We start from the raw sequence: 12,001 nt of genomic DNA, 5'->3' as shown, positions 1-12,001 counted from the left end.
GACCACGCCCTACCCCCGCTGTCACAGGAGGCCATATGGCTGAGCACATCCCCTTGCCCTCCCCCGGCGCCGCGAAACCGGCCGGCCCCGCCCGCGCGCCGCGCCGGCCTGGGCGTATCGCCCTGCTCCTGGCGCCCGTGCTGGCGGTGCTCGCGGGCTGCGCGGACATGGCGGCGCGCACGCCGCCGAACACCCCGCTCAGCCAGGTCGTGGCGCAGTACGGCAATCCCAATTTCACCTGCCCCCTGCCCGACGGCGGCCAGCGCGTCATCTGGACGCAGCAGCCGCTGGGTCAGTATGCCTGGGGCGGCAATGTAAGCCGGAACGGAGTGCTGGACCGGGTGGACCGCCTGCTTACGGACCAGCATTTCGCCCTGCTCTCCGAGGGCGACTGGCCGGCCAACCGCGTATTGTGCGAATTCGGTCCGCCGGCGATCGTCGATCAGGTGGGCCTGCCCAGCGTGCGCCAGGTCGTGTGGTCGTATCGCTATCGCGAGAACGATTCCTGGAACTCGCTGATGTACGTCTATATGGGGCGCAACGGCGACCGGGTCACCCGCCACCATCCGGGCCCCGATCCGATGTATGACCAGGAGTGGGACTTCGCCCGCTGAGCCCGGCCGGTGGATGGCGGCGGACACCGCGGAGGGCGTCAGGTGACGACGGGCGCCCGGCGCGCGCGCCGGCCTATTCCGAGCCCGCCCGCCCCCGGTTGCGCTGCCAGCGGCGTGCGCGGTTCCAGCGCCAGGCCAGGATGAACCAGCCCGAAATCCCGTAGATCACGAACAGGCCGAACAGCACCACTGGAGGGTCGCTGGACACGAAGACAAAGGCCGCGACGACCAGCAGGATCACCCAGAACGGCACGCTGCGGCCCAGGGCGAAGCTCTTGCCGCTGTAGAAAGGCGCGTTGGTAACCATGGCGATGCCGGCATACATGGTCACGCAGAACGCCGTCCAGGCCATGAACGAGTCATGGATGGGCAACTTGTTGTCCACCGCCAGCCAGACATAACCGGCCACCAGGGCGGCAGCCGACGGGCTGGGCAGCCCCTGGAAGAAGCGCTTGTCGACCACGCCGATATTCGTGTTGAACCGCGCGAGCCGCAGCGCCGCGCCCGCCACATAGACGAAGGCGGCCAGCCACCCCCAGCGGCCCAGTTCATTGAGCATCCATTCGTACATCACCAGCGCGGGCGCCACGCCGAAGGACGTCATGTCGGACAGCGAGTCGTATTGCTCGCCGAAAGCCGACTGCGTGTTTGTCAGCCGCGCGACCCGGCCGTCCATGCCGTCCAGCACCATGGCCGCGAAAATCGCGATCGCGGCGGCCTCGAACTGATTGTTCATGGCCTGTACCACGGCGTAGAAACCGGCAAACAGGGCCGCCGTCGTGAACGCGTTGGGCAGCAGGTAAATGCTGCGGTGGCGGTTCTCGGAGTCGCGCATCGACATTCTAGGCATGGGTGGTTTCGTCGGTTGCAGGAAGATCCGCCAGCACGGAGCTGGTCGCGCTGACCTTATCCCCCAGCGCGACCCGCGGCCGGGCGGCCGGCGGCAGGTAAACGTCGACACGCGACCCGAAACGGATGAACCCGTAGCGCTGGCCGCGCACCAGCGTGTCGTTTTTCTTGGCGTAGCAAAGTATGCGCTTGGCCACCAGGCCGGCCACCTGGACCGCGGTGACGACGTGCCCGGCGGGTGTGCGCAGCACCATGGCGTTGCGTTCGTTTTCCAGCGACGCCTTGTCCAGCGCCGCATTGAAGAATTTGCCAGGAAAGTACTGGACGTCCATGACCTGGCCATTGACGGGCGCGCGGTTGGAATGGACGTTGAACACGTTCATGAAGACGCTGATTTTCAGCGCGTCGCGGTCCGCATAGGGATCGCGCACCGTCTCCACCGCGACCACGCGGCCGTCGGCGGGCGACAGCACGGCGGCCGGGGAATCCGGCGCCATCCGCGGCGGATCGCGGAAAAACTGCAGTACGAACAGCGCGATGATCCAGAAAATGATGGACACCGCGGGCGACCATAGGGTGACGAGTATCGCCAGGACCACCGATCCGGCGAGGAACGGCCAGCCCTCTCGGGCGATGATGGGATGGGGATAAGGGGGTTTATTCATCGTAGGCGAAGGTTAACCGATATGGCCCCGTTAGTGCCCGGGCGGCGGCGCCGATCGCTGCGAGTATGCGACAAAAACGGCATTCCACGCACGCTGCCCGTGGCTTCGGCCGACGCAACCGCAAACAAAACAAAAAAGCGGCATGCCTGGGCATGCCGCTCGAGCAATCCGCATACCCGGGCTGGCCGGGCGGCGCGATCAGTTCTTGGACTTGTCCACCAGCTTGTTGGCGGCGATCCAGGGCATCATCGCGCGCAGCTTGCTGCCGACCTGTTCGATCTGCGATTCCGCGTTGATGCGGCGGCGCGAGGTCAGGGTCGGTGCGCCGGCGGCGTTTTCCAGGATGAAGCGCTTGGCGTATTCGCCGTTCTGGATGTCGGCCAGGGCCTGGCGCATGGCTTCGCGGGTCTGCGCGGTGACGATCTTGGGCCCGGTCTCGTACTCGCCGAATTCGGCGTTGTTCGAGATCGAGTAGTTCATGTTGGCGATGCCGCCTTCATAGATCAGATCGACGATCAGCTTGAGCTCGTGCAGGCACTCGAAATACGCCATTTCGGGCGCGTAACCGGCTTCCACCAGGGTGTCGAAGCCCGCCTTGATCAGTTCGACGGTGCCGCCGCACAGCACGGCCTGTTCGCCGAACAGGTCGGTTTCGGTTTCTTCGCGGAAGTTGGTTTCGATGATGCCGGCACGGCCGCCGCCGTTGGCGCTGGCGTAGGACAGCGCGACGTCGCGCGCGGCGCCCGACTTGTCCTGGTACACGGCGACCAGGTGCGGCACGCCGCCGCCTTGGGTGTAGGTGGAGCGCACGGTGTGGCCGGGGGCCTTGGGGGCGACCATGATGACGTCGATGTCGTCGCGCGGCACGACCTGGCCGTAGTGGACGTTGAAGCCGTGGGCGAACGCCAGGGCGGCGCCGGCCTTGATGTTGGCGTGGACTTCGTCGCGGTAGACCTTGGCGATGTTCTCGTCGGGCAGCAGCATCATGACGACGTCGGCGCCCTTGACGGCTTCGGCCACTTCCTGGACCTTCAGGCCGGCATTGGCGGCCTTGTTCCACGACGCGCCGCCCTTGCGCAGGCCGACCACGACCTTGACGCCGGATTCATGCAGGTTCAGCGCGTGCGCATGGCCTTGCGAGCCATAGCCGATGATGGCGACCGTACGGCCCTTGATCAGGGAGAGGTCGCAGTCCTTGTCGTAGAAAACTTTCATTTGGGTAGCTCCAGAATTCTTTCTTCAGTAATGAATGAACAGATAATGATCGATCGGCCGAGGCCGGTCATAGCTTCAGCACGCGTTCCCCGCGACCAATCCCGGAAACCCCGGTACGTACGGTTTCCAGGATCGCACTGCGATCCAGCGCCTCGATAAAGGCCGAGATCTTCTCCTGCACACCGGTCAGTTCGATGGTGTACGACTTGTCGGTTACGTCGATGATGCGCCCGCGGAAGATATCCGCCATGCGCTTCATTTCCTCGCGTTCCTTCCCTACCGCGCGCACCTTCACCAGCATCAGCTCGCGTTCGATGTGCGCCCCTTCGGTCAGGTCCACCACCTTGACCACGTCGACCAGACGGTTCAAGTGCTTGGTGATCTGTTCGATGACTTCATCGGACCCGGTGGTGACGATGGTCATGCGCGACAGCGTGGCGTCTTCCGTAGGCGCCACGGTCAGCGTTTCAATGTTGTAGCCGCGGGCGGAAAACAGGCCCACCACGCGCGACAGCGCGCCGGGTTCGTTTTCCAGCAAAACCGAAATCACGTGTTTCATGTCGCCCCCTTACAGATCCTCGGAACCCAGCAGCATTTCGGTCAGGCCACGGCCGGCCTTGACCATCGGCCACACGTTTTCCGTACGGTCCGTAATGAAGTCCAGGAACACCAGGCGATCCTTGTGCTTTTTGAATGCCTCGCGCAGCGCGGGTTCGACGTCGGACGGGCTTTCGATGCGCAGTCCCACGTGGCCATAGGCTTCCGCCACCTTGACGAAATCAGGCAGCGAATCCATGTACGACTCGGAATAGCGCGAGCCGTAGTCGATCTGCTGCCATTGCCGCACCATGCCCAGGAAGCGGTTGTTCAGGCAGATGATCTTGGGCGTCAGATGGTATTGATGGCAGGTGGACAGTTCCTGGATGTTCATCTGGATGGACGCTTCGCCGGTGATCACCGCCACGTCTTGTCCAGGATTGGCCATCTGCACGCCCATGGCGTACGGCAGGCCCACGCCCATGGTGCCCAGCCCCCCGGAATTGATCCAGCGGCGCGGCTGGCCGAAACGGTAGTACTGCGCGGCCCACATCTGGTGCTGGCCCACGTCGGAAGTGACGAAGGCATTGCCGCCGGTCACTTCCCACAGCTTCTCCACCACGAATTGCGGCTTGATGACGCTGGTGGAATTGGCGAATTTCAGGCATTCCTTGCCGCGCCATTCCTGCACCTGCTGCCACCACTTTTCCAGCGAAGGCGGCTTGACGTCGGCCACGCGCAGCTGCGCCAGCATTTCGATCAGCACGTCCTTGACGTTGCCGACGATGGGCACGTCCACGCGCACGCGCTTGGAGATCGACGACGGATCGATATCGACGTGGATGATCTTGCGCGGGTTCTGCGCGAAATGCTTGGGATTGCCGATGACGCGATCGTCGAAACGCGCGCCGATGGCCAGCAGCACGTCGCAGTGCTGCATCGCCATATTGGCTTCGTAGGTGCCGTGCATGCCCGGCATGCCCAGGAAAGCCTGATGGTCGGCGGGCAGCGAGCCCAGGCCCATCAGGGTATTCGTGCAGGGCGCGCCCAGCAGGTCGACCACCGCGCGCAGCTCGGCCGCGGCGTCCGACAGGATGACGCCGCCGCCCGTATAGATCATGGGGCGCTCGGCCGCCAGCAGCATCTGCACGGCTTTCTTGATCTGGCCCTGGTGCCCCTTGTTGACGGGGGCGTACGAGCGCATCGTGATCTCGCCCTTGGGCGGCACGTATTTGCACGGGGCCAGCGTGATGTCCTTGGGTATATCCACCAGCACGGGACCGGGACGGCCGGTGCGCGCGATGTAGAAGGCGCGCCGCATCGTGTCGGCCAGGTCCTTGACGTCGCGCACCAGGAAGTTGTGCTTGACGCAGGGCCGGGTAATGCCGACCGTGTCGCACTCCTGGAAGGCGTCCTCGCCGATGGCGGCGGTCGGCACCTGCCCGCTGATGATGACCAGCGGGATGGAGTCCATGTAGGCGGTGGCGATGCCGGTCACGGCATTGGTGACGCCGGGGCCGCTGGTGACGATGCACACGCCCACCTTGTTCGACGAACGCGAATAGGCATCGGCGGCATGCACGGCGGCCTGCTCGTGGCGTACCAGGATGTGCTGGAACTTGTCCTGCTTGAAGATTGCGTCGTAGATGTAGAGCACCGCGCCGCCAGGATAGCCAAAGACGTGTTCCACGCCCTCATCGGCCAGGCAGCGCACGACGATGTCGGCGCCATTGAGTTCCATATTGTCGTTCCTTTCAGTGTTCCGGCCCTGCGTTTCAGGAGTGCGGCGCCGTCATATCCAGGGATAGTCGGCTGCTGAACCCGATACCGGCCCCGACAACACGACCCGGCGCTTCGCGATTCACGGAATCGCTCCACCCGGATGCCTTGCCGACCCGGCACGCGTCCTTCCAGTACGCAGTGCATAGCGCCCCCATGGGCGCCGGAGATCGAAATGGAAGCCCTTGACTACGCGCTTGTGGCACGGCCAAACGGCAGGGTACTGCTGGCGCATCGAACCGGTCGGTAGACCGGAAAACTGGCAAACCATTCCCCCCGGCCCTGGATGACGGGACGGCGGGAATCGGTGAATTTACCGTGTTTAAGGGTTTACTAGCAAATCAGACAAGTTTACGGAAGCAAGGGGAATTCAACGCGTGGGTTTCATGCCACAGCGGGCGGCCCTGGGGCCGGTCCAGGTCGGTGCCGGGCAGGCGCCAGTGCGCGCCTCGGCCCGGCATCACGCTCACCGCCTCGCCCGGCGCGCGGCCGTCGCGCGAACGGGCTTGCCGATCGCCCACGACGCCGGAGGCCCCCGCCCCGGCCGGCCTGCGCGGCCCGGCAAATAATCGGGGACTCTCTATACTTGCCATCTATCCCATCCCCATTCGTCCCCAAGCCGCCATCCATGGACTTGCGCATCGCGAATCTCCGCCGCTTCATCTACAGCCATTACTTCTTTGGGGGCGTGCGTCAGGGGGTGGGCATGCTGCTGCCCGTCCTGATCCTGGGGGTGCTGTTCGGCGAATACACCCTGGGGCTGGTGGCCACCTTCGGCGCGCAGTGCGTGGCCATCATCGACCAGCCGGGCGGGCCGCAGCAGCATAGGACCAACGAGATGCTGGGCGGGGCGGTCCTGGCCACGCTGACGGTCTGCATCACCGGTTTCGCCTCCACCGACCGCCTGGCCCTGTGGCTGGCGGTTATCGCGCAGTGCTTCTTCTATTCCCTGTTCACGGTCTTCGGCAAGCGCGGCGGCCTGATCGGCTTTGCCGGCCTGCTGGTCATGGCCCTGACCATGCATTCGCCGCTGCCGGCCAACCAGGTGCTGCTGCACGCCGCCGGCACCCTCGCGGGCGCCCTCTTCTACCTGGCGTTCAGCCTGGGTTTCAGCCGCCTGTTCTGGCTGCGCGAGGAACAGCAGGCCATGTCGGTCGCCCTGTTCGCCACCGCCGACTACGTGGCCGCGCGCGCCTCGTTCTACGACGAGGCCGACGATTTGGAGGACTCCTACCGCACGCTGATCCAGCGCCAGTCCAACATGACGGAAAAGCACCAGGCCGCCCGCGACGTGGTGCTGCGCGCGCTGCCGCGCGGCAAGGGCTGGGGCGACTCCCGCCGTGTCATGATCTTCAATATGTTCGTCGACATGCTCCAGCTGGTCGACACGCTGTTCGCCACCCACACCGACTATGCCACGCTGCGCCGCGCACTGACGGGCAACGATGTGCTGATCTTCATGCGCGACTCGCTGCTGAAGATGTCGCTGAACCTGGAGCGCATCGCCCTGAGCATCTCCCAGGGCCGTCCGGTGCAGCGGCGCACCAGCATCAAGGCCGAATTGCGCGCCATCGAATACGAGATCGACCAGCTCAAGCAGCAGGGCCTGGCCGAGCGCGAACCCGATATCTACGCCCTGGTCATCCAGATCCAGCGCCGCCTGCGCAACGCCTCGCGCATTATCGAGCGGCTGGCCGACCATACCCTGGGCCGCCCGGACGCCAAGCCCACCAGCGCCCTGCGCATCGACAAGTCGCTGACGCGCTTCATGACGCGGCAGGAATTCCGCTTCGGCATGATCACCAGCAATCTGCGCCTGGATTCGCCGAACTTCCGCTACGCGCTGCGGGTGACGCTGGCGGCCGCCCTGGCCATGACGATCAGCGAGCTATGGGTGTCGGAGACGTTCTCCGCGCACAATTACTGGATCATGCTGACCATCGTCATCATCATGAAGCCGGGCTTTGCGCTGACACGGCAACGCAACGGCTGGCGGCTGACGGGCACGCTGATCGGCTGCGTAATGGCCCTGATCCTGTTGAACGTGACGAGCAGTCCGGAGATCCTGTTCGTCGCCCTGCTGGCCGCCTGCATCATGGGCAACAGCCTGGTGCAGCTGAACTACATGGCCAGCGCCATCTTCAATACCCTGTTCGTGGTGCTGGTGTTCCACTTCGTGTCGCCGGGCACGGTGTCGATGAACGTGATCGGCGAACGTGCGATCGATACCCTGATCGGCTGCGCCTTGTCGCTGGCCTGCAGCTATGCCTTTCCCTGGTGGGAGGCGCGCTTCCTGCCGCCGCTGGCGCGCGCGGCGATCAAGGCCAACCGGGAATACCTGCGCGCGGGACTGCAATATGCCGGCGTGATGCGGGAAAAACAGGCCCGCCGCGAAACGCCCGACCAGGCCCAGGGTCCCGTGCCCGAGCCGGCCCCCACGCAAGCCGAGGTGGACGCAGACCTGAACTGGCGGCTGGCGCGCAAGAATGTGCATATCGCCTTCAGCAACTTCGCCGAGGCCTTCTACCGCATGATGAGCGAACCGCAGTCTCGGCAGCAGTTCGTGCCGGAGATGAACAATCTGCTTATCCAGAACCACATTCTGGCCTCGCAGACCACGGCGGCGGTGCCGACGCTGGCGACGCTGAGCCAGGAACCGCCATCGTCGGTGAATGCAACGCTGGAAGCGATAATCGTCATGCTGGACCCCGCTCGCCCCCCCGTGCCGCCGCTGCCGGAACAGTTGGACACGCAGGGCGAGCTGGCATCGCTGGCCTATCCGCTGAAGCTGATGGTGCGCGCCGGGCAGATGATCCGGCAGGAGAGCGCTGCGCTGGATGGTTGAAGCGGCCGCGCGCCGGCGGCTTCAGCCGGCGCGGCACTGGAAGCCCCGCGGCGGCGCCGCGCCGCCTCAGGCCAACTTCCGGCGAAACACCAGCTTGTCCGGCGTCGACACCGACGGGTCGTAGGCATAGCCCTCGGCGTCGAAGCCCTGCAGGCGCTCCGGCGTGGCGGCCTTGTGCTGGATGGCGTAGCGCGCCATCAACCCGCGCGCCCGCTTGGCGTTGAAGCTGATGATCTTATAGGCGCCGTTCTTCCAATCCTGGAACACGCACTGGACCACGCGGGCTTTCAAGGTCTTCAAGTCCACCGATTTGAAGTATTCCTCGGATGCCAGGTTGATCACGACGGGCTTCTTGCTGCCTTCCAGGCGCTCGTTCAGATACTCGGCGATCTCGGTACCCCAGAACTCATACAGGTCCTTGCCGCGCGGCGTTTCCAGGCGGGTGCCCATTTCGAGGCGGTAAGGCTGCATCAGGTCCAGCGGACGCAGCACACCGTACAGGCCGCTGAGGATCGCTACGTGCTCCTGCGCCCATTCCAGCTGCGCCGCGCTGAGCGTGGGGGCTTGCAGGCCTTCATAGACGTCGCCGTTGAAAGCAAGAATCGCCGGCCGGGCGTTCTGCTGCGTGAACGTAGGTTTCCACGCCGCGTAGCGCTTCGCGTTCAGCTCGGACAGCGCCGGGCTTAGATCCATCAACCCGGCGATGTCCTCGGCGCTTTTCTTCTTCAGCACCTTGATCAGCGCGGCCGCCTGGTCGACGAAAAGCGGCTGGGTATGCAGATCCACGCCCAGCGGCGTGTCGTAGTCCAGCTTCTTGGCGGGAGACAGCAAAAACAGCATGTTCGAAGATGTCCTTGATGGTTGAAAAGTGTGAGTTACCGCGCCGTCCACCCGCCATCGACCGATATCGACGCGCCGGTGACCTGGTCCGCCGCCGGCGAGCACAGATACACCGCGGTGCCACCCAACTGCTCCGGCGTCACGAACTGCAGCGACGGCTGCTTCTCGCCCAGCAGCTCGCGCGCGGCGGTTTCCTGGTCGACGCCGTCCTTGGCCGCGATGGCCGTGATCTGCTTCTCGACCAGGGCGGTACGCACCCAGCCGGGGCAAATCGCATTGGCCGTGACACCCAGACCGGCGGTTTCCAGCGCTGTCACCTTGGTCAGGCCGATCACCCCATGCTTGGCCGCCACATAGGCGGACTTGCTGGCCGAGCCCACCAAGCCATGCGCCGACGCGATATTGATGATCCGACCCCATTTCTGCTTTTTCATATGGGGCAGCGCGGCCGCCGAGCCGTGGAACACCGCCGACAGGTTCAGCGCGATGATGGCATCCCACTTCTCCGGCGGGAAATTCTCGATCAAATCCGTATGCTGGATCCCGGCGTTGTTCACCAGGATATCGATGCGGCCAAACGCCGACACGGCGTTTTCCACCAGTTGGCGCACCGCGACGCCCTTGCTCAGGTCCGCGCCGTCATAGGTGGCCTTGACGCCGTGCGCCAAGGCCAGGCCAGCCCGCGTCTTCTCGATTTCCGCCGCATCGCCAAAACCGTTCAACACGATGTCCGCCCCCTGCGCGGCAAGCGCGGTGGCAATACCCAGGCCGATACCGCTGGTGGATCCAGTAACGACGGCGACTTTACCTTTCAGCATGACGAAGCTCCTTTCCGGCAAGGATCGAGGATAGGCGGGATGACGGGTGGCGGATGGCCGGCCAGCCTGCGCGGGGCACCCGGTCAGGGTGCCCCGGAAGTGTAGCCTTCCACGCGCTTGGGCTGCATACGGTCGACCAGTTTGATCAGGACGGGCACCACCGCCATCGATACCGCGACCACCACCGAAATCAGGTCGCGGTGAGGAGCGGAGAGCAGGCCGTTGTCCCAGGCTTCATTGAAAAGCGCGAAGCCGAACTCCCCGCCCTGCGCCAAGGCGATGGCAAACGGCAACCGGTGGTAGGTAGGCAAGCCAGACATCCGGGCGATTCCATACAGGATCACGCCTTTGACCATCAGCAAGGCCGCCACGCTGAACAGGATAAAGCGCCAATGCTCGCGCACGACGTCCAGGTTGATCGACATGCCGATGCCGAGAAAAAACAGACCCAGCAGCAGCCCCTTGAACGGCTCGATGGACGTCTCCATCAACTCGCGGTACTTGGATTTCGCCAATAGCACGCCCACCAGGAAACCGCCCAGGCCGGCGGACAGCCCCGCATAATCGAACAGCTGGGCCGAGCCGATCACCACCAGCAAGGTCGCGGCGGTGAACAATTCCCGTAGTTGCGCCCGCTCGGCCCAGCTGATGACCCGCAGGCGATAGCAGGTCAGCACGACGGCCACCGCCACCAGCGCCGACACGAAGGACGGCGCCCGCGTACCGCCGCCGCCTATGATGCCCAGCGCGATCAGCATGGGAATGGCGGCCATGTCCTGCAGCAGCAGCACGCCCAGCGCCGTGCGGCCCATGGGCGTGCGGCTAAGCTCCCGCTCGTCCAGCAGGCGCATCGCCACGGCGGTAGACGACAGCGCCAACGCGCAGCCGCAAACAATGGCGCCGGTCCAGGGCATATCGATCAGATGGCCCAGAACCAGCCCCATCAGCAACGACAGCACCCCGGCGCAGGCCACCATCTGGAAGATGCCCACGCCGAAGACCTCCCGCCGCATGCCCCACAGGCGGGACGGCGCCAGCTCCAGGCCGATGACGAACAGCATCATCACCACGCCCCACTGCGAGATATCGACGATGGCGGGAACGTCGGTGACCAGCTTCAGCCCGGAAGGGCCGATGATGATGCCAGCGAGCAGATACCCTGGAATGGTCCCCAGGCCCAGCACCTGGGTAAGCGGCACGCAAATGACCGCGGACAACAACAGGACAACGATAAGTTCCATGGCCACCTTGCCGGACAGAACACATATTCTGACAAGAAATTACGGTGTCCGGTGCCCGGCTTAGGGAAGGAATACAGGAAACGAAATTGCTGGTAGAATAGCGGGCTTTGCTGCTCACCGGACCTGGGCTGTAGTCGTTTTAGGTTCGAAGAGCAGCCCTACGGCGTCTGTTGACCACCCCGTCATTGCCTGGCTCGTTTCCGATGTACCTGCATCGGGACGCGCTGATCAGGCAAGACCAGGGAGCCGCCGCGAGGAACGCACCAGGAGAGGTGGCAGAGTGGTCGAATGTACCTGACTCGAAATCAGGCGTACGGTTTCCCCGTACCGTGGGTTCGAATCCCACCCTCTCCGCCAAGATATGAAAAGCCCCTGACGCGAGTCAGGGGCTTTTTTCGTTTCCCTATCCCCAACGAACCTTTAGAGCCAGTAATTGGCGTCGGTAAATGGCTAGAACCAATATCTGTTCAAGCCCGCGATGCCGCCGTCGTACCCGAGTTTCACCAGGAGAAGAATCGGATGGCTCTTGATATTGCGCGAGGCACTGGCCAAGGCAGACCCGCCGGACAAGGAAATTGCCCCCCGTCTTTTGGCGTTG

General features: G+C 64.3%; 9 protein-coding genes, 1 tRNA gene and 1 pseudogene. 3 read left to right on the top strand and 8 right to left on the bottom strand.

Annotated features, from left to right (window positions below; translation table 11 throughout):
- Positions 1-167: 167 nt before the first annotated feature.
- Positions 168-614 carry a hypothetical protein gene (locus ACNA0R_RS22620; RefSeq protein ID WP_415828324.1) on the top strand — a complete coding sequence of 149 codons (447 nt, stop codon included), beginning with the start codon at positions 168-170 and terminating at the stop codon, positions 612-614.
- Between the two features lie 73 nt (positions 615-687).
- Here ACNA0R_RS22620 and pssA read toward each other — a convergent pair whose 3' ends face one another.
- From pssA to ACNA0R_RS22595, 5 genes and pseudogenes are all read right to left on the bottom strand, one after another.
- A complete protein-coding gene (gene pssA, locus ACNA0R_RS22615; RefSeq protein ID WP_415828315.1) occupies positions 688-1,575 on the bottom strand; it encodes a CDP-diacylglycerol--serine O-phosphatidyltransferase in 888 nt (295 codons plus the stop codon).
- Entirely contained in the window at positions 1,457-2,128 is a 672-nt protein-coding gene (locus ACNA0R_RS22610) for a phosphatidylserine decarboxylase (protein ID WP_415828314.1), read from the bottom strand. Before ACNA0R_RS22610 ends, pssA begins: the two co-directional genes overlap by 119 nt.
- Positions 2,129-2,326: 198 nt before the next feature.
- Positions 2,327-3,343, bottom strand: coding sequence for a ketol-acid reductoisomerase (gene ilvC / locus ACNA0R_RS22605; RefSeq protein ID WP_066353683.1), 1,017 nt, complete (start codon positions 3,341-3,343; stop codon positions 2,327-2,329).
- Positions 3,344-3,410: 67 nt separating this feature from the next.
- Positions 3,411-3,902, bottom strand: a complete 492-nt coding sequence (gene ilvN, locus ACNA0R_RS22600; protein ID WP_066353686.1) for an acetolactate synthase small subunit — start codon at positions 3,900-3,902, stop codon at positions 3,411-3,413.
- Between the two features lie 9 nt (positions 3,903-3,911).
- A pseudogene (locus ACNA0R_RS22595) lies at positions 3,912-5,630 on the bottom strand (acetolactate synthase 3 catalytic subunit); the annotation flags it as partial.
- A 657-nt stretch (positions 5,631-6,287) separates the two neighbouring features.
- Between ACNA0R_RS22595 and ACNA0R_RS22590 the strand changes: the two are divergent.
- On the top strand, positions 6,288-8,504 hold the full coding sequence (locus ACNA0R_RS22590; RefSeq protein ID WP_415828313.1) for an FUSC family protein: 2,217 nt from the start codon (positions 6,288-6,290) through the stop codon (positions 8,502-8,504).
- A gap of 66 nt (positions 8,505-8,570) precedes the next feature.
- On the opposite strand, the gene yaaA is transcribed toward ACNA0R_RS22590, so the two are convergent.
- The 3 genes from yaaA to ACNA0R_RS22575 form a co-directional block, all read right to left on the bottom strand.
- Positions 8,571-9,344, bottom strand: a complete 774-nt coding sequence (yaaA, locus tag ACNA0R_RS22585; RefSeq protein ID WP_415828312.1) for a peroxide stress protein YaaA — start codon at positions 9,342-9,344, stop codon at positions 8,571-8,573.
- 35 nt (positions 9,345-9,379) lie between these two features.
- Positions 9,380-10,162, bottom strand: a complete 783-nt coding sequence (locus tag ACNA0R_RS22580; RefSeq protein WP_415828311.1) for a 3-hydroxybutyrate dehydrogenase — start codon at positions 10,160-10,162, stop codon at positions 9,380-9,382.
- Between the two features lie 83 nt (positions 10,163-10,245).
- Entirely contained in the window at positions 10,246-11,403 is a 1,158-nt protein-coding gene (locus ACNA0R_RS22575) for a cation:proton antiporter domain-containing protein (protein ID WP_415828310.1), read from the bottom strand.
- Between the two features lie 266 nt (positions 11,404-11,669).
- Between ACNA0R_RS22575 and ACNA0R_RS22570 the strand changes: the two genes are divergently transcribed.
- Positions 11,670-11,760 (top strand) — tRNA-Ser (locus ACNA0R_RS22570).
- The last annotated feature ends 241 nt before the right edge of the window (positions 11,761-12,001 follow it).

The sequence above is a fragment of the Bordetella sputigena genome (assembly GCF_965137885.1).
GTDB classification, from domain to species: domain Bacteria; phylum Pseudomonadota; class Gammaproteobacteria; order Burkholderiales; family Burkholderiaceae_B; genus Bordetella_C; species Bordetella_C sputigena.
Note: the sequence above shows the minus strand (reverse complement) of the source record. Positions and strands in the feature narration are given on the sequence as shown.

Coding starts and splice junctions, on each gene's coding strand:
- ilvN (WP_066353686.1), bottom strand. CDS start 3,902: ATGAAACACGTGATTTCGGTTTTGCTGGAAAACGAACCCGGCGCGCTG.
- ACNA0R_RS22610 (WP_415828314.1), bottom strand. CDS start 2,128: ATGAATAAACCCCCTTATCCCCATCCCATCATCGCCCGAGAGGGCTGG.
- ACNA0R_RS22575 (WP_415828310.1), bottom strand. CDS start 11,403: ATGGAACTTATCGTTGTCCTGTTGTTGTCCGCGGTCATTTGCGTGCCG.
- yaaA (WP_415828312.1), bottom strand. CDS start 9,344: ATGCTGTTTTTGCTGTCTCCCGCCAAGAAGCTGGACTACGACACGCCG.
- ACNA0R_RS22620 (WP_415828324.1), top strand. CDS start 168: ATGGCGGCGCGCACGCCGCCGAACACCCCGCTCAGCCAGGTCGTGGCG.
- ACNA0R_RS22580 (WP_415828311.1), bottom strand. CDS start 10,162: ATGCTGAAAGGTAAAGTCGCCGTCGTTACTGGATCCACCAGCGGTATC.
- ACNA0R_RS22590 (WP_415828313.1), top strand. CDS start 6,288: ATGGACTTGCGCATCGCGAATCTCCGCCGCTTCATCTACAGCCATTAC.
- ilvC (WP_066353683.1), bottom strand. CDS start 3,343: ATGAAAGTTTTCTACGACAAGGACTGCGACCTCTCCCTGATCAAGGGC.